A 17,402-nucleotide genomic window follows, 5' to 3' on the forward strand; every position below is an offset into this window, starting at 1 on the left:
AGACTCTCGTTAAAAGCGAATTGGCGCGATCGTGGCATTTGTTCTGGTCGTTGATACTGCGACCTTGCTAAAAACGTTACTGCAGAAGCAGCGCGGCGCGGCGTGCGGCCCAATGGCTCACGTGGCGCATGCGTTTGGTAAGTGAGAAGTCTCGCGATCGCGTCCATCATCTCCCTCTTTCAGCAGCGCCATGGACCTTTCTAAGGCTTACGACCTCACATCATTAGCGATCCTTCTTGATTGTTCCGCGAAGCAGCTTGGATACTACGTTTATAAGCGCGACCTCGCTACGCAATACAAGCAGTTTCAAATCAAAAAGAGGAGCGGAGGCGCTAGAATTATCAAGGCGCCTGCCACGAATCTCAAGATAATCCAGCGAAGCATTGTGCGTGAACTCGAGAGGCTTGTTCGCTTCAAGCCATGCGTTACCGGCTTTGTGAAGGGGCGCGACATAAAGCGGAATGCTGTGCTCCATGTAGGTCAGCGTCATGTACTGAACGTCGATCTTCAAGACTTTTTCAATACTATCAACTACGGTCGCGTCTATGGCTTGTTGACCAAGAAGCCCTACGGGATAGCACCAAAAGTCGCGGCGGCGATCGCTAAGGCTTGCACGCTCGATAATGCTCTTCCCCAGGGTGCCCCAACTTCACCGATCCTCTCGAACCTCATTTGCGCAAAAATGGACGCAGAGCTGAGTCGATATGCTCTTGCTAACAAGTGCATTTACACCCGCTACGCTGATGATTTGACGTTTTCGACTAATCGACAATTCATGCCGATGGCCGCGCTGAACCTCAACTCGGACGGGACACCGATCACTGAACTGGCAAGACCTCTTCGCGAAATAATCGAAGCTAATGGCTTCGTCATCAATGAGCGCAAAGTTCGGTTGTCGACTCGAGGTCGTCGTCAGGTCGTTACGGGCCTTGTCGTAAATGAGCGCGTCAACGTACGGCGCAGCGCGATCCGGGAAGCTCGAGCGTTGCTTCACGCTTGGAGGAAATTTGGCCTTGTAAAAGCGAGCAGCGTCTTCAACGAAAAATTCGGGGGAGCGGGACGAGACTTCGAGGCGGTAGTTCGTGGTAAGATTGGCTTTATTGGACAGATCCGAGGTCGACCCGACGAGTCATTCAAGAAGCTTGCGCTGGAGTTCAATAAGCTGACTGCCAACGGAAAGATTCGAACTGCGCTTAGCAGGTCCGAGATTGCTGCACAGGCCATATGGGTTATCGAGCATGACGGCGATTCTCAGGGAACCGCTTTCTTCCTGGACGGCGTAGGTATCGTTACATGTGCCCACTGCCTCGGTGAGAATCCTTTCATTTACCATCCTTCCGATCATACTAAGCGCTTCAAATTAAAGGTTAGGGCGGAGGATAAGCATCGGGACCTTGCTATTCTTTATGTTCCAGTCGAATTGGAGAATGTTGTCCCGCTCTCGGCATACAAGGGCGTCGCTCTGGCGAACGGTGCCGATGTCAGCCTGTGGGGATACCCAAACCATTTTGCTGCTACTCCCATACGTATGGAACGTGGCAAGCTCATTCGCTCGTTTGTGAAGAGCGCAGTTTCCTATTTGGAGATATCGCCCAAGATTATCGGCGGAAACAGTGGTGGTCCGGTCTTGAATGACGGCTATCAAGTAATTGGCATTGCCGCGGTTGGCTTTGGTGGTTCAACTAAGTTCACTGGTGTCGAATTCATGGCAGTTAACGGAATTGAGCTTTCGGCGCTGCTGAGTAAGTAAGAGCGGAACTATGGAAAGCAAAACAACTGCGCAAGATCATATTCAAGGCGTCGGCGCCATCGTAACAAACCTTCAAGCGCTGGAGACGGTCGTGAGATTATTTCTCGCGGCTGTGCACAACCAGCGGCTCAAGTTACCCGGTTTAGGCGACTAAACAGCAACGGAGACGTATCTTACGAACTTCCGTTCGATAGGCTCTCTCATTGACGAATACAACGGGCTCCTCAGCGAGGCCGAGGGAAAGTTTAGAGTTGACAGGAGTGTAGTCGATGTTCGCGACGCTTTTGCTCATGGCAGGCTGTTGAGTGTGGGAGAAATATATCCAGCGACGCTTTATAAGTTTGTCATCTCGAACGGCGGCGACGTTCCAATTCAGTCGCAACATGTGCTAACAAGGCATGGTTGGATGATGTGAGGCTCAAAGTGCACGGCGAGCAAATGAAGGTGGTTAATTGTCACAGGACTCGTGGATATGCCGGGTTCTGAGCGTTCAATAAGGCGCCTCGGGCTATCTCTGGCGTCATCGCTTTAAGCGGCATAGTTGGTCTGCCAAAGTCTTAGCAGACGCGACGCTCACGCCGCGACCGTCTTCCACAACTGCATCTCGATGCCGACCGCGGCCTTGACCTGCGGCCGTGCCTGGATGCGCGAGAGATAGTCTGCCAGTGACGGCCATTGCGCGACGTCGACGCCGGCGGCGCGGAGCAGCAGCAGGGCCCAGGCGAGGTGCGCGTCAGCAACCGTGAAGCGGTTCCCAACCAGGAATTCGCGGTGCGCCAGATGCGCTGCTGGCACCGACAAGGTCGGCCCGATCCGGGCGCGCGGTTTGGCAAGCGATGCGTCGTCCTTGTACCAGAAGGTCGGAAACAGGAATCCCTTGTGGATCTCCGTGCCGGTGAAACTCAGCCATTCCTGCAGGCGGTAGCGATCCGGATCGCCCGGCGGAGGCGCCAGGCCGAGTTCGGGCTTGCGGTCGGCGATGTATTGCAGCACCGCCGCGCTCTCGGTCAGCCGTTCGCCGTTCTCGAGCACCAGCACCGGCACTGCGCCCTTCGGTGCGACGGCGCGGAAGTCGCCATCGTCCTCGAGCACCTTCTTGGTCCAGAGCTGCACCATGCGATAGCGCGCCTCGATGCCGGCCTCCATCAATGCGATGCGGCTGGCGAGGGAGCAGGCCATCGGCGAGAAATAGAGCTCGAGCATGATGGTGGTCTCAGGCGAGCGCGTTGCCGCGGGCGATGATCGCGAAGCGGTCGGACAATTCGGCGAGCGCGACGTCGTGAATCAGCCTCGCCGCAATCGTGCCGCCCTTGCCGTCGGGCAGGTCGCGGGTGGCGCAGCTCTCGGCGTCGATCGTGGTGCGGAAGCCGAGATCGAGCGCGGCGCGCGCGGTCGAGCTCACGCACATATGGGTCATGAAGCCGGCGAGCACCAACTCCTTGCGGCCGGTCGCGGCCAGCTGCACATTGAGCTCGGTGCCGGCGAAGGCGTTCGGCAATTGCTTCTCGATCACGATCTCGCCGGGCCGCGGCTCGAGCTGCGCCACGATCGCGCCGCGCTCCGCGTCGCGATCGAACAGGCTGCCCGGCGCTCCCTTGTGCGCGATGTGGATGATCTTGGCGCCGCTTTCCCGTGCGCGACCGAGCAATGCGGTGGCGCGCGCAATCGCCGGGCTGGCGTCGGGCAGGGCCAAGGGACCTGCGAGATATTCGTTCTGGATGTCGATCAACACCAGGCAGGCATCGCCGAGGCGCGGCGGGGTGAGGTCGATACCGGCGAGCTGCATCAAGGTCTTGGCTGACGACATGGTCCAGGTCTCCATGAAATGGGTCGCGTGAAATATAGCCGTGGACCGGCCTGCCGTTATGCAGGGAGTTTGCAGCCGGTGGCTGCGTTATTGCAGGTGGTCAAGGCCGGATGTAGCCTGCCGAAATGAACTGGGACGACCTTCGGATCATCGCGGCGGTCAGGGACGAGGGCACCTATGCCGGCGCCAGCGCGCGGCTGCGCATCGACGAGACCACGGTCGGCCGCCGCCTGGCGCGGATCGAGCGCGCGCTTGGGCTCCGCCTGTTCGAGGCGGCCGACGGCGTCCGCAAGCCGACCCGGCAGTGCGACGTCGTGCTCGCACATATCCAGGCGATGGCCGTGCATGCCGAGGAGATCGGCCGGGTCGGCGACAGCCTGCCGGGCCCGGTCGGCCGGCTGCGCGTCGCCTCCACCAACGCGATCGCGGAGGAAGTGCTGGCGCCGCGCACCGGCGCATTGCTGCGCGCCAATCCGGGCCTCACGCTGCAATTCCTGACTTCGAGCGACAACGTCAAATTCTCGCGCTGGGAGGCCGATCTCGCCATCCGCCTGCGCAAGCCCGACAAGGGCGATTTCGCGATCTCGAAGCTTGGCGAAGTCAGGCTGTATTTCTTCGAGCCGGCCGCGACGTCGGCGGCAGACGCGGTGACTTGCGCCTATCCGGACGAACTCGGCGCAATTCCCGAGATGCAGTTCCTGCGCGCCAAGCGGCTTCGCGCGCGCTGCGTCACCGACAATGTCCGCATCATCCACAAGATCATCCAGTCGCATCAGGCGGTCGGCGTGCTGCCGGAGCATAGTTGCGCGGACCTTTTGACCGATCGCCGTCTGCGCGCCACGCTGCTACCGAAGCGGCGCGACGTCTGGCTGCTGGTGCAGAGCCATCTCAAGCGCGATGCGGCAACGCGCGTCACCATCGACTGGCTGCGCGGTTGCTTTCAGGATGTCGCGCGCAGCGGGTGAGGTGGAAACACTGTCATTCCGGGGCGCGCGTAGCGCGAGCCCGGAATCCATTCATCCAAGATGTCCGGCGGCAATTTCCGGATACAGATCGATCCACTGTGGGTTCTTCTCTTCGATCAACCTGATCTTCCAGTCGCGCCGCGACTTCTTCAATTCCTTCTCACGCGCGATCGCCGTCAGTACATCATCGTAGATCTCGAACCAGACAAGTTTGTCGACGGCGTATCGCTTGGTGAAGCCCTTGACCGTCTTGCTCTTGTGCTCGTGGACGCGGCGCACGACATCGTTGGTCACGCCGAGATAGAGCGTGCCATATTTGTCGCTTGCGAGCAGGTAGACGTAGTAGGCCATGAGCAAGCGGACCAATGGATTCCGGGCTCACGCTTCGCGTGCCCCGGAATGACGGAGACCCCAAAACAAAAACCCCGGCATCGCTGCCGGGGTTTTGCATTTCGTGGATTGCCTTGAGTGGCTGGACTTAGAAGTCCATGCCGCCCATGCCGCCGCCCGGAGGCATCGCGGGGCCGCCGGCGTTCTTCTTCGGCAGCTCGGCAACCATCGCTTCCGTGGTGATCAGCAGCGCGGCAACCGAGGCAGCGTTCTGGATCGCGGTGCGGACGACCTTGGTCGGGTCGATGATGCCCTTCTTGACGAGGTCGGCATAGTCGCCGGTCTGGGAGTCGAAGCCGTGATTGTAGGCCTTGTTCTCCAGGATCTTGCCGACGATCACCGAACCGTCTTCACCGGCGTTGATCGCGATCTGGCGAGCCGGAGCCGACAGCGCCTTGCGCACGATCTCGACGCCGGTCTTCTGGTCGTCGTTCTTGGTGCGCAGGCCCTTGAGCTGCTCGGAGGCACGGAGCAGGGCGACGCCGCCGCCCGGGACGATGCCTTCCTCGACAGCCGCGCGGGTCGCATGCATCGCGTCATCAACGCGATCCTTGCGCTCCTTCACCTCGACTTCGGTCGCGCCGCCGACGCGGATCACCGCGACGCCGCCTGCGAGCTTGGCGAGACGCTCCTGCAGCTTCTCACGGTCGTAGTCCGAGGTGGTTTCCTCGATCTGCGCCTTGATCTGGGCGACGCGGGCGTCGATGTCGGCCTTCTTGCCGGCGCCGTTGACGATCGTGGTGTTCTCCTTGTCGATCATCACCTTCTTGGCGCGACCGAGCATCTGCAGCGTGACGTTCTCGAGCTTGATGCCGAGGTCTTCCGAGATGGCCTGACCGCCGGTCAGGATCGCGATGTCCTGCAGCATGGCCTTGCGGCGATCGCCGAAGCCCGGAGCCTTGACGGCCGCGACCTTCAAGCCGCCACGCAGGCGGTTGACGACGAGGGTGGCGAGCGCTTCGCCTTCGACGTCTTCAGCGACGATGACCAGCGGCTTGCCGGTCTGCACCACGGCCTCGAGCAGCGGCAGCAGCTCGTTCAGCGAGGAGAGCTTCTTCTCGTTGATCAGGATGTAGGCGTCGTCCATCTCAACGCGCATCTTGTCGGCGTTGGTGACGAAGTAGGGCGAGATGTAGCCGCGGTCGAACTGCATGCCCTCGACGACGTCGAGCTCGGTCTCGAGCGACTTGGCTTCCTCGACCGTGATCACGCCCTCGTTGCCGACCTTCTTCATGGCGTCTGCGAGAAACTTGCCGATCTCGGCATCGCCGTTGGCCGAAATGGTGCCGACCTGGGCGATCTCCTCGTTCGAGGTGACCTTCTTCGAGTTCTTCTGCAAGTCCGCAACGACGGCTTCGACCGCGAGGTCGATACCGCGCTTCAGGTCCATCGGGTTCATGCCGGCGGCGACCGACTTGGCGCCTTCCTTCACGATCGCCTGGGCGAGCACGGTCGCCGTGGTGGTGCCGTCGCCGGCCGCGTCAGCGGACTTGGAGGCGACTTCGCGCACCATCTGGGCGCCCATGTTCTCGAACTTGTCCTCGAGCTCGATCTCCTTGGCGACGGTGACGCCGTCCTTGGTGATGCGGGGAGCGCCGAACGACTTCTCGAGCACGACGTTGCGGCCCTTCGGGCCGAGCGTGACCTTCACCGCGTTGGCGAGGATGTCGACGCCGCGCAGCATCTTGTCGCGCGCCTCGACGGAGAATTTGACTTCTTTAGCTGCCATCTGAGTTTTTCCTTGAGAGGTTTACCAGGGAGGGAGGGGGCGCTTAGGCCGCCTTCTTCTTGGAAGCGGGGACGTCGAGCACGCCCATGATGTCGCTTTCCTTCATGATCAGCAGGTCTTCGCCGTCGATCTTGACCTCGGTGCCCGACCACTTGCCGAACAGGACGCGATCGCCGACCTTGACGTCGATGGGGATCAGCTTGCCAGCTTCATCGCGGCCACCCGGGCCAACGGCGATGACTTCACCCTGCGAGGGCTTTTCCTTGGCACTGTCCGGAATGATGATGCCGCCAGCAGTCTTCTCTTCGGCGTCGATGCGCTTGACCACGACGCGGTCGTGAAGCGGACGGAATTTCATGCAGTCCTCCTAAATATTTGCGGATGCTGTAGAATTTTGGAGTGTTAGCAGTCCAGCCCAGCGAGTGCCAGACCGGCTGCGCAGGAGATAGGCCAAGCCGTGGCGGCGGGCAAGAGCCTCTAGCAGAAATTTTGGCACTCGCAGATGGTCGCTGCCAGGATCATTTCGGCATCCTTAATGGCGGCGCGAATCTCGTCGTTGCTATTAGCAGTTGCGGTAAGTTGCTGCTAACGCAAGAAATTTCAACAACCTATTAAACATTTGGGCTTGAGATGGGTTAGTCGCGTGCGTCACATTTCTCTCATGTGAGCGCATCCATTGCCGGTGGTCCGGCGGGGAAGGTCGGCCACCATGTGAATGCGCTCCGTCACAGGAGGTTGGCATGGTCTCGCGAGTTGGTGGGGTTGTTTCCGACGATTTCCGGAAGCAGTTGTTGGGGTATGGGCTGACGACGGCGCAAATCCTTTATCGGATGCCGGATCATCCCTCGTTGCTGCAGACCTATGTCTGGCAGAACTACGACCTGTTTCCGAAATTTCCGGCGCTGCAGGATTTCCTCTCTTTCTGGCAGCAGAAGCTCGAGGGCCCGCTGTTCGCGGTGACGGTGGCGCATTCCAAGCTGGTCAAGCCGGCCGAGCTGCGCGCGGTGGACGGCGTGTTCCGGCTGAATTGATCCGCTGAGGGGGCAAGGCAAGGGGGAAGGCGCGGTGCGCGCCTTTGCCCACCGCGCGCGGCGCGACTTGTGTTAGCTTCCCGTCCGCCAGAACAAGACGGGAGGCGAACAATGGCCAAGAAGACGGCATCGAGATCCGCAGCCAAGACCGCGGTGAAGAAGAAATGGTCGGGGCTTGGCGGCGGCGCCAAGAAGACGTCCGCGCGCAAGACGATCAAGTCCAAGGGCCGCGTCTCGGCGGCCAAGAAGAGCACACCGAAGGCAGCGACGAAGGCACGGCCCAAACAGCGCATCGCCATCAGCCATCACCGCGAAGAGGACTTCAAGGCCGATGGGCTGCGCGCCTACGCCAAGTACCGCGACCTCGGCATATCAGCCGCCTCGCATGGCCTCGCCCAGGCGCATGTGATCCGGCTGCAGGGCCCGTGCAATCCGGATGAGGTGTCGAAGCTGCACTTCCACGACGTCGACTTCCAGATGGTCTATGTGCTCAAGGGCTGGGTGAAGACCTACATGGAAGGCGAGGGTGAGACGCTGATGAAGCAAGGCAGCGCCTGGACCCAGCCGCCGCGCATCCGGCACATGATCCTGGACTATTCCGACGACGTCGAACTGCTGGAGGTGATCCTGCCGGCGGAGTTCAAGACGGTGGAGCTGAAGGCGTAGTCTCGATGTCATTCCGGGCTCGATGCTTCGCATCGCCCCGGAATGACGACTACGTCGTCACGTCATCGCCCCCACGATCGCCCCCATCAAGCACGTCGTCAGCGTCCCCGAGACGATCGACTTCAGCCCGAGCGCGTTGATCTCGTCGCGCCGGGTCGGCGCCATGATGCCGAGGCCGCCGATCATGATGCCGAGGCTCGCAAAGTTGGCAAAACCGCACATCGCGTAGAGCATGATCAGGCGCGAGCGCGGATCGAGCGCGTCGGGGCCGAGCTTCGACAAATCGACATAGGCAATCAGCTCGTTCAGCACGGTCTTGGTGCCCATCAGGCTGCCCGCCGTGATCGCCTGCGGCCAGGGCAGGCCCATCAGCCAGCACACCGGCGCCATGACGTAGCCGAGCAGGCGTTGCAGTGAGATCTTCGCGCCGCCGATTTCCGGCAGCAGGCCGACGATCTTGTTGGCGAGATACACCAGTGCGACCAGCACCAGCAGCATCGCGATGATGTTCATCAGGAGCTCGAGCCCGGCGGCCGTGCCCTTGACGATGGCATCCATCGTCGATGACACCTGGATATCGGGATCGTCGAGCGATCCGCCGGTGCGCGTGTCCGAGGTTTCCGGCACCATGATCAGGCTGACCAGAATGGCGGCCGGCGCGCCGAGCACCGAGGCGATGACGAAATGCGCGGCCGCATCGGGGATCAGCGGCGCCAGCAGCGTCGCGTACAGCACCAGCACGGTGCCGGCGATCCCGGCCATGCCGCCGGTCATCACCAGAAACAATTCGCTGCGGCTGAGCTGCGCCAGATAGGGGCGGATGAACAGCGGCGCTTCCACCATGCCGAGGAAGATGTTGGCTGCGGTCGAGAGCCCGACCGCGCCGCCGACGCCGAGCGTGCGCTCCAGCAGCCAGGCCATGCCGCGCACGATCGGCGGCAGCACGCGCCAATAGAACAGCAGCGTCGTCAGCACGCTCATGACCAGCACGATCGGTAGCGCCTGGAAGGCGAGGATGAAATCCGAGCCGGGTGCCTTCGGATCGAACGGCGCCGGGCCGCCGCCGACATAGCCGAACACGAAGGCGGTGCCGGCGCGCGTCGCGGCGGCGATGGTGCCGACGGCATCGTTGATCACGCCGAAGGCCTGCGTCACCAGCGGCACCTTGATCAACACCAGCGCGGTCACGACTGTCACCGCGAGCCCGATCGCCGCCTGCCGCAGCGACACCATCCTGCGGTTCTCGCTCAACACCCAGGCGATCACGAGCAACGCCACCACGCCGAACGCCGATTGCAACTGCAGCATCACGCCCCCAAGAACCCGCATGCGATTATGGGCAGGGGCCTCGCGCAGCGCAATGCTGTTGCGCATTAGAGCGTTTTCCAGCGAAGTGGATTACCGGTTCGCGTGAAGAAAACGCGTCAAATCAGGAGTCCAGAGCCCCGTTCCGACTTTTCGGAACGGGGCTCTGACCATCCTCTCCATTGACAAGTTGCAGGCGCTCGGCCACGCAATCATCCATGTCCTCCGCCACGCCGGCCGGCGCCCGCGATCTGCTCGGCCACCGACCATTCCTGTTCTTCCTGTTGTCGCGCAGCCTGTCGCGCTTCTCCAGCCAGATCGGCGCGGTGGCGATCGGCTGGCAGATCTATGATCTCACCGGCAGCGCATTCGACCTCGGCATGGTCGGACTGGTGCAGTTCCTGCCGACCGCATTGCTGGTGTTCGTCGCCGGTCATGCCGCCGATCGTTTCGAGCGCAAGCGCGTGGTGCAGGCCTGCCAGTTCGCGGAAGCGCTGACCGCATTGTTTCTCGCCGGAAGCACCTTTGCCGGCACCATCTCCGAAATCCAGATCTTCGTTGCGACTTTCGTGCTGGGAATCGCCGGTGCGTTCGAGAGCCCGGCGACCGCCGCGGTGTTGCCGCTGATCGCGCCGCAGGGTTCGCTACAGCGGGCGACCGCGATATCGAGCGGCGCGGCGCAGGTCGCGACCATCACCGGCCCTGCGCTCGGCGGCTTCGCCTATGCGCTGATGCCGAGCGCGCCTTACGGCATCATGATGGTGTTCTGGCTGTTCGGCGCGTTGCTGACCGGCGGTATCGGCCGGCTGCAGCAGGCGCCGGTGAAGAACGGCGGATCGTCGGACGATCTGTTTGCCGGCGTCACCTTCGTGCGCAGCAATCCGGCGATCCTCGGCACCATCTCGCTCGACCTGTTCGCGGTGCTGTTCGGCGGCGTCACCGCGCTGTTGCCGATCTATGCACGCGACATCCTGCAAACCGGTCCGCTGGGCCTCGGTGTATTGCGCGCCGCGCCCGCGGTGGGCGCGCTGCTGATGACCATGGTGCTGGCGCGGCACACCATCAACCGTCGCGTCGGATTAAGGATGTTCCAGTCCGTGATCGTGTTCGGCGTCGCGACGGTGGTGTTCGGGCTGTCGCACTGGATGTGGCTGTCGGCGCTGGCGCTCGCGGTGCTCGGCGCGGCCGACACGATCAGCGTCGTGATCCGCTTCTCGCTGGTGCAGCTCGCCACCCCCGACGAGATGCGCGGCCGCGTCGGCGCGGTCAATTTCCTGTTCATCAACGCCTCGAACCAGCTCGGCCAGTTCGAGAGCGGCGTCACCGCGGCGCTGCTCGGCGCCGTGCCGTCAGCCGTGCTAGGCGGCGTCGCCACGGTCGCAGTCGCGCTGCTCTGGATGAAGCTGTTCCCGACGCTGCGGGATGTGGAGAAGCTGGAGTAGGGGCCTTACCTCGCCCCGCCTGCGGGGAGAGGTCGACGCGAAGCGGCGGGTGAGGGGCACTCTCCGCGAATTCGTCTTTCACCGTCCGCTTGGAGGCTTCCCTGGATCCCGATCGGGGAAGACTATTTCGGAATAATGGAAAACTACCGCTGATTTGCCCGACGTGTCAAGGCGCCCGGTCGGACGCCGGCAGCCGCCGGCTCCTTTGCATGGGGTTGTTTTCGATATTTTGACAGCGCGCCCCTGCGAGGCCATAGCCGGGACCTGCCCGGCCATGGCCTGCCGCACGCGGGGAGCAGGGGACGATCAGCCCCGCCCCACGAACGGCATCTTGGTCGCCATGACCGTCATGAACAGCACGTTGGCGTCGAGCGGCAGGCCGGCCATGTAGGCGACGGCATCGCCGACAGCCTTGGCGTCCATGCGCGGCTCGTGCTTGGTGGTGCCGTCCGGCTGCAGCACGCCGGGGCCGTTGACCATGCGGTCGGTCATCGGGGTCGCGGCATTGCCGATGTCGACCTGGCCGACCGCGATGTCGTACATCCGGCCGTCGAGGTTGGAGGCCTTGGTCAGGCCGGTGATGGCGTGCTTGGTCGAGGTGTAGGCCGCCGAGAACGGCCGCGGCGCATGCGCCGAGATCGAGCCGTTATTGATGATGCGGCCGCCGCGCGGCGTCTGGTCCTTCATGATGCGGAAGGCGTGCTGGGTGCACAGGAATGGCGCGGTGAGGTTGGTGTTGACGACGGCCTGCCACTGCTCGAGCGGCAGGTCCTCGAAATTGACCGGGGGCGCGCCCATGCCGGCGTTGTTGAACAGCACGTCGAGCCGGCCGTAGGTCGCCTTCACCTTATCGAACAGCGCGGCGATCGCGGCCGGGTTGGCCATGTCGGCCGAGACGCACAGGCTCTTGCCGGCGGGGCCGAGCTTGGCGGTCTCTTCCAGCATCTCGATGCGGCGGCCGGCGAGCACCACGGTGTAGCCCTTGTCCATCAAAGCGAGCGATGCCGCGCGTCCGACGCCGGTGCCGGCGCCGGTGACGAGTGCGATCTTGCTGGTTGCTTCGGTCATCTCCGAGTTTCCTCTTACTTGGTTTTTGCTTCGGTTTCGTTCTTGTAGGGCGGGCGTGGAATGTTCTGGTGCGCCGCGCGGAGCGCCGCCGACCAGCGCGAGCGCAGATCGTGGAAATAGGGCTCGCCGGCCTCGATACGGTGGTTGAGGTCGGCCTCGCAGACGTCGGTGCGCACCACCAGCACGTCGATCGGCAGGCCGACGCCGAGGTTGGAGCGCATCGTCGAATCCATCGAGATCAGGCCGGTCTTGAGCGCCTCATAGAGCTCGACATCGTAATGCATGGCGCGGTCGAGCACCGGCTTGCCGTATTTGTGCTCGCCGATTTGCAAATAGGGCGTGTCGGTGGTGCATTCGATGAAGTTGCCCGCGGTGTAGACCATGAACAGGCGCATCCGCGAGCCCTTGATCTGGCCACCGAACAGGAACGAGACGTCGAACGAGATATCCTCCGAACGCAGCGCCTCGCCCTCGGTGGCATGCACTGAGCGGATGGCGCGGCCGATCCGCTGCGCCGCCTGGAACATGGTCGGCGCATTCATCAGCGTCTCGAGCTCGCCGGTGTGCGGGTCTTCCATACCCTCGGTCAGGGTCGACAGCACCGACTGGCTGATCGCCAGATTGCCGGCGCTGGCGATCGCCATGATGCGCTCGCCGGGCTTTTCGAAGATGTGCAGCTTGCGGAACGTCGAGACGTTGTCGAGGCCGGCATTGGTGCGGGTATCGGCGATCATGACGAGGCCGTCGCGCACCAGAATTCCGCAGCAATAGGTCATTTCCAGTCCCCAAACGGTCCGAGTTTATCGGCGCCAAACGTGTAGCCAATTTCGAGGTCGCATCCAACCCCAATTCCCCGTGACGGACATTGCTGCGGCCGGTCAAAGTGGCGGGTCCGGATCGCGGAGACGGCCCGCAGGGGCCTGTTCCTGTGACCACGGTTCGGAGTTTGGAGCGCTATCGCTCTGCGCTGTGCGCAGCCGGCAATGATCCGGATTCGCTGTCATTGCGAGGCACCTGACCTTGTGGTCGACTGCCCGCAACCGACAACAACAAGAATTCCGGGAGGCGAGAATGTCGTTCAAATTGGCCGCGTGCATCATGGCGTTGGGCGTCGCGGCAATCGCCGCAAGCCCTGCGTCGGCGCAGAAGAAGGGCGGCACGCTGCGGCTCTATCACAACGACAACCCACCCTCGACTTCGCTGCTCGAGGAATCCACCATCGCCTCGGTGCTGCCGTTCGCGGCCGTGTTCAACAACCTCGTGGTGTTCGATCCGGCCAAGGTGCACGAATCGATCGACACCGTGATCCCCGATCTCGCCGAGAGCTGGTCGTGGGACCAGACCAACACCAAGCTCACCTTCAAGCTGCGTCAGGGCGTGAAATGGCATGACGGCCAACCGTTCACGGCCAAGGATGTGCAATGCACCTGGCGGATGCTGACCGGCAAGAGCGAAACTCAGGACTTCAAGCGCAATCCGCGCAAGGTCTGGTACTCGAAGCTCAGGGATGTCAGCGTCAACGGCGAGGATGAGGCGACCTTCGAGCTGACCGAACCGCAGCCCGGCCTGTTGGCGCTGCTCGCCAGCGCCTTCTCGGTGGTCTATCCCTGCCACGTGCCGCAGCAGGTGATGCGTACCAAGCCTGTCGGCACCGGACCGTTCAGGTTCGTCGAGTTCCGGCGCGGAGACTCCATCCGTTTGGTGCGTAACCCCGACTACTTCAAGAAGGACAGGCCGTATCTCGACGAGATCACGGTGCGCTCGATCGACAGCCGCGCCACCCGCATGCTGGCGTTTGCGACCGGCGATTACGACATCACCTTTCCGTCCGACGTCAGCATTCCCCTGATGAAGGACGTCAAGGCGCGGGCGCCGAACGCGATCTGCGAGATGACCTCGACCAATCTGCAGATCAATCTTCTGGTCAACCGGGTCAATCCGCCGTTCGACGATCCGGAGATCCGCAAGGCGATGTCGCTGGCGCTCGATCGCAAGGCCTTCAACTCCATCCTGTTCGAGGGCAGCGGGCGGCTCGGCGGCGCGATGCAGGCCAAGCCCGAAGGCGAGTGGGGCATGCCGCAGGAGATATTGTCGACGCTGATGGGCTATGGCCCCGATACCGAGAAGAATCTTGCCGACGCGCAGGTGATCATGCAGAAGCTCGGCTACAGCGACGCCAAGCCGCTGTCGATCAAGATCCAGACCCGCAATTTGCCGACCTATCGGGACCCGGCCGTGATCCTCGCCGACCAGCTCAAGAAGATCTACATCGTCGCCGAGCTCGATATCCTGGATACGCCGCGCTGGTACTCGCGGCTACAGCGCAAGGACTACACCATCGGCCTCAACGTCACCGGCGTCAGCGTCGACGATCCCGACGGTAACCTGGTCGAGAACTATTCCTGCAACTCGGAGCGCAACTACACCCAGTACTGCAACGCCGAGGTCGACAAGCTGCTCGCCGCGCAGTCGCGTGAGGTCGACAAGGACAAGCGGCGCAAGATCGTGTTCGACATCGAGCACCTCTTGGTCGACGATGCCGCGCGGCCGGTCATCCTGCACTCATCGGCCGGCAATTGCTGGCAGCCTTACGTGAAGAACTTTCATCCGCACGACAACAGCCAGTACAACAATCTGCGCTTCGAGGATGTCTGGCTGGACAAGTGACGCAGTGCTGGGCCGTTACGTCTCCTGGCTTCGTCCTGCCGGTGCATCGACGAGGAACGCTTCATCCACCGGCACGCCGAGCGCGGTGACCAGTCGGTTGGTCTCGGCGGCCATGCCGACGATCGCCAGCATTTCCTGGTACTCGGCGTCGGTCATGCCCTTGGCGCGGGCAGCCGCGGTGTGCGAATGGATGCAGTAGCTGCAGCCGTGAGCCACCGAGACCGCGACATAGAGCATCTCCTTGACCTTCGGGTCGAGCGCGCCGGGGGCCATCACTTCCTTGATGCTCTCCCAGGTCCGCCGCAAGGTCTTCGGATCATGCGCGAGCGCGCGCCAGAAATTGTTGACGAAGTCCGACTTCCGCGCCGCACGGATGTCGTCGAACACGGCGCGTGCCTCGGGCGAGAGTTCGTCGTCGGAGAGCAGTTTGACGGTTGCCATGGTGTGTCCCGATGGTTCGGATGAAGCGGCAGCAATGATAGCATGCTCGTATCTTACGATCGTCATTCCGGGGCGCGCCTCTTGGCGCGAGCCCGGAATCCATTTCTCCGCATAGTTGGTGGCATCATGGATTCCGGGCTCTCGCTGCGTGAGCCCCGAAATGACGGAGAAAGTGTGGGACCTTACGACTGCGTCTGGCTCTGCCACTGCCCGGGGCGGCCGGCCTGGTCGACCTTGACCGCGACCGTCAGCGTTTCGTTGCCGCCGCCATAACGGGTGCCGCGGACCGGCGCGGCGCCGAGATAGTCGAGACCGATGGCGACACGGGCATGGGCGTCGGTGGTGCAGATGCCGTTGGCGGCGTCGAAGCCGATCCAGCCGAGGTCGGGCACGAAGGCCTCGGCCCAGGCGTGGCCGGCCTGCTGGTTCACCATGCCGTCGGAGCGCAGGAAGTGGCCGGACACGAACCGCGCCGGAACGCCGCCGGCACGCGCGCAGGCGATCAGGATGTGCGCGTAGTCCTGACAGACGCCGCGCTTCAGCGCGAACGCCTCCGACGCCGACGTGGTGCTGTTGGTCGGGTCCTCGTCGAAGGTCATGTGCTCGTAGACCTGCACCATGAGCGCGTGCAGGAAGCCGAGCACGTCGCTGCCGGCTTCCGCGCGCATTTCGCGCACGAAGGCCGTCATCGCCGGGTTGAGGTCGGTCAGTGGCGTCGGGCGCAGGAACAGGCTCGGCGGAAACCGCTCGTCGGTGCCCTTGAGCACGCCGCCGGTGTCATGGGTCTCGACCAGGCCCTCGCAATGGATGGTGAGGTCGCTGATCGACCCATGTGTCAGCACATGGGTGACGTTGCCGAAAGCGTCTTCGTGGGTGTCGAGCCGTGAATCGGTCGAGACGTCGATCTGCCAATCCGCGACATACTGGCCGTCATGGCTGCCCGGCGTCATCCGCAGAATCTGGATCACGCCCGAGGCCGCCGGCTCGTAGCGATAGGTGGTGGTATGGGCTATCCGCAGGCGCATGGCTCAACCGGAGTTCAGTCGGTTTTGAGGGCAGGGGCGTGATGCCCGGTGCTTTCCCGGGCACTCCCGTCTTTCTTCCTAATCGGCCGCGAAAGCAAGACGTCGATGGCCGGGATCAGGTCCGCCATGACGACAATTTGAGCAGTTTTCCGGCCGTATCGGTCAGATCAGATACTGCTTGGTGATGATCTCACCCAGCCGTGAGTTGTCCGCGATGAACTCCTGGATGAATTCGTGCACGCCGTGCTGGAAGATATCATCCATGTTGCTGTGCTCGAGCCGGTTCCGGATGCCGCGGGCGTGGCGCTGGGAGGCGCCCTGGCGGCCATAGGCGACGCCGATCTGGTCCAGATTGCGCACCAGATTGCTGTAGCAGCTCGCAAGCGACCGCGGCAGCGTGTCGTTGAGGATCAGGAGGTCGGCGATCAGCCAGGGTTTGAGGGTTTCCCGGTAGACCCAGTGATAGGCTGTCGTTGCCGACACCGAGCGCAGGATCGAGGTCCACTGGTAGTAATCCAGCGGGCCGCCGACGTGTTCTTCCTCCGGCAGCAGCACGTGATATTTGACGTCGAGAATCCGTGCGGTGTTGTCGGCGCGCTCGAGGTGGACGCCGAGCCGCGAGAACCAGTAGGCGTCGTTGCGCAGCATGGTGCGGTAGGCCGAGCCATCGAAGCGCAATGAGGTCTCCTGCACGAAGCGCAGGAATTTTGCCAGCTCCTCGCGGCTGCCGGTGCCGCCCTTGCTCCAGACCGCCTGCAGCTCGATCCAGGAGGAGTTGATGGTGTCCCACATCTCCGAGGTCAGCGCGGTTCGTACCGAGCGCGAGTTGAGCCGCGCCGCCTCGATGCAGTTCTTGATCGAGGAGGGGTTCTCCGAGGAGAACGACAGATACTCGACGACGTTCTGCTGGTTGGCTTCCTGGTAGTGATCGTAGAAGCTCGCGCCGACGCCTGCCGTGAGCAGCGCGGAGTCCCACTCATTGGTCTTGCCGACATAGGCCGCAGGCAGCGCGGTGACGCGGAGCGTGGCGTCGATCGTGCGCGCGAGGTACTCGGCGCGTTCGACGTAACGGGCCAGCCAGAACAGGTTTTCAGCGGTGCGCGACAGCATGCGTTC

General features: G+C 62.7%; 17 protein-coding genes. 6 read left to right on the plus strand and 11 right to left on the minus strand.

Annotated features, from left to right (window positions below; translation table 11 throughout):
• Positions 1–190 precede the first annotated feature (190 nt).
• The gene (locus ACTUWL_RS29410; protein ID WP_021077777.1) at positions 191–1,750 is read left to right on the plus strand and encodes a reverse transcriptase domain-containing protein; all 1,560 of its coding nucleotides are present in this window, start codon (positions 191–193) and stop codon (positions 1,748–1,750) included.
• A gap of 573 nt (positions 1,751–2,323) precedes the next feature.
• On the opposite strand, the gene ACTUWL_RS29415 is transcribed toward ACTUWL_RS29410, so the two are convergent.
• Both ACTUWL_RS29415 and ACTUWL_RS29420 read right to left on the minus strand, forming a co-directional pair.
• Positions 2,324–2,953: a glutathione binding-like protein gene (locus ACTUWL_RS29415; protein ID WP_021077775.1), complete on the minus strand. Its 630-nt coding sequence runs from the start codon at positions 2,951–2,953 to the stop codon at positions 2,324–2,326.
• A 10-nt stretch (positions 2,954–2,963) separates the two neighbouring features.
• Positions 2,964–3,557, minus strand: a complete 594-nt coding sequence (locus ACTUWL_RS29420; protein WP_021077774.1) for a cysteine hydrolase family protein — start codon at positions 3,555–3,557, stop codon at positions 2,964–2,966.
• 125 nt (positions 3,558–3,682) lie between these two features.
• On the opposite strand from ACTUWL_RS29420, the gene ACTUWL_RS29425 reads away from it, so the two are divergent.
• Positions 3,683–4,522, plus strand: a complete 840-nt coding sequence (locus ACTUWL_RS29425; protein ID WP_021077773.1) for a LysR family transcriptional regulator — start codon at positions 3,683–3,685, stop codon at positions 4,520–4,522.
• 51 nt (positions 4,523–4,573) lie between these two features.
• Here ACTUWL_RS29425 and ACTUWL_RS29430 read toward each other — a convergent pair whose 3' ends face one another.
• The 3 genes from ACTUWL_RS29430 to groES all read right to left on the minus strand — a co-directional run bounded on the left by ACTUWL_RS29430 (position 4,574) and on the right by groES (position 6,999).
• Positions 4,574–4,873: a GIY-YIG nuclease family protein gene (locus ACTUWL_RS29430; RefSeq protein WP_021077772.1), complete on the minus strand. Its 300-nt coding sequence runs from the start codon at positions 4,871–4,873 to the stop codon at positions 4,574–4,576.
• A 127-nt stretch (positions 4,874–5,000) separates the two neighbouring features.
• Complete coding sequence (groL, locus tag ACTUWL_RS29435; protein WP_021077771.1) at positions 5,001–6,641, minus strand: chaperonin GroEL; 1,641 nt, start codon at positions 6,639–6,641, stop codon at positions 5,001–5,003.
• A gap of 43 nt (positions 6,642–6,684) precedes the next feature.
• Positions 6,685–6,999, minus strand: a complete 315-nt coding sequence (gene groES / locus ACTUWL_RS29440) for a co-chaperone GroES (protein WP_021077770.1) — start codon at positions 6,997–6,999, stop codon at positions 6,685–6,687.
• A 382-nt stretch (positions 7,000–7,381) separates the two neighbouring features.
• On the opposite strand from groES, the gene ACTUWL_RS29445 reads away from it, so the two are divergent.
• Both ACTUWL_RS29445 and ACTUWL_RS29450 read left to right on the plus strand, forming a co-directional pair.
• A complete protein-coding gene (locus ACTUWL_RS29445; RefSeq protein ID WP_021077769.1) occupies positions 7,382–7,672 on the plus strand; it encodes an usg protein in 291 nt (96 codons plus the stop codon).
• A 111-nt stretch (positions 7,673–7,783) separates the two neighbouring features.
• Entirely contained in the window at positions 7,784–8,338 is a 555-nt protein-coding gene (locus tag ACTUWL_RS29450) for a cupin domain-containing protein (RefSeq protein ID WP_021077768.1), read from the plus strand.
• A 57-nt stretch (positions 8,339–8,395) separates the two neighbouring features.
• Here ACTUWL_RS29450 and ACTUWL_RS29455 read toward each other — a convergent pair whose 3' ends face one another.
• The gene (locus ACTUWL_RS29455) at positions 8,396–9,646 is read right to left on the minus strand and encodes a NupC/NupG family nucleoside CNT transporter (RefSeq protein ID WP_035650595.1); all 1,251 of its coding nucleotides are present in this window, start codon (positions 9,644–9,646) and stop codon (positions 8,396–8,398) included.
• A 215-nt stretch (positions 9,647–9,861) separates the two neighbouring features.
• On the opposite strand from ACTUWL_RS29455, the gene ACTUWL_RS29460 reads away from it, so the two are divergent.
• Positions 9,862–11,085: an MFS transporter gene (locus ACTUWL_RS29460; RefSeq protein ID WP_021077766.1), complete on the plus strand. Its 1,224-nt coding sequence runs from the start codon at positions 9,862–9,864 to the stop codon at positions 11,083–11,085.
• Between the two features lie 306 nt (positions 11,086–11,391).
• On the opposite strand, the gene ACTUWL_RS29465 is transcribed toward ACTUWL_RS29460, so the two are convergent.
• Both ACTUWL_RS29465 and ACTUWL_RS29470 read right to left on the minus strand, forming a co-directional pair.
• Positions 11,392–12,153 (minus strand): SDR family oxidoreductase, encoded by a 762-nt coding sequence (locus ACTUWL_RS29465; protein ID WP_021077765.1) that lies wholly within the window; start codon positions 12,151–12,153, stop codon positions 11,392–11,394.
• A 14-nt stretch (positions 12,154–12,167) separates the two neighbouring features.
• Positions 12,168–12,929, minus strand: a complete 762-nt coding sequence (locus ACTUWL_RS29470; protein ID WP_021077764.1) for a proteasome-type protease — start codon at positions 12,927–12,929, stop codon at positions 12,168–12,170.
• Positions 12,930–13,224: 295 nt separating this feature from the next.
• On the opposite strand from ACTUWL_RS29470, the gene ACTUWL_RS29475 reads away from it, so the two are divergent.
• Positions 13,225–14,820: an ABC transporter substrate-binding protein gene (locus ACTUWL_RS29475; RefSeq protein ID WP_021077763.1), complete on the plus strand. Its 1,596-nt coding sequence runs from the start codon at positions 13,225–13,227 to the stop codon at positions 14,818–14,820.
• 15 nt (positions 14,821–14,835) lie between these two features.
• Here the strand turns inward: ACTUWL_RS29475 and ACTUWL_RS29480 are convergent, their stop codons facing one another.
• From ACTUWL_RS29480 to ACTUWL_RS29490, 3 genes are all read right to left on the minus strand, one after another.
• Positions 14,836–15,261, minus strand: a complete 426-nt coding sequence (locus ACTUWL_RS29480) for a carboxymuconolactone decarboxylase family protein (protein ID WP_021077762.1) — start codon at positions 15,259–15,261, stop codon at positions 14,836–14,838.
• A 182-nt stretch (positions 15,262–15,443) separates the two neighbouring features.
• Complete coding sequence (locus tag ACTUWL_RS29485; RefSeq protein WP_021077761.1) at positions 15,444–16,286, minus strand: transglutaminase family protein; 843 nt, start codon at positions 16,284–16,286, stop codon at positions 15,444–15,446.
• Between the two features lie 162 nt (positions 16,287–16,448).
• The gene (locus ACTUWL_RS29490; protein ID WP_021077760.1) at positions 16,449–17,396 is read right to left on the minus strand and encodes an alpha-E domain-containing protein; all 948 of its coding nucleotides are present in this window, start codon (positions 17,394–17,396) and stop codon (positions 16,449–16,451) included.
• Positions 17,397–17,402: the final 6 nt, after the last annotated feature.

The sequence above is a fragment of the Bradyrhizobium sp. WCU1 genome (assembly GCF_053474805.1).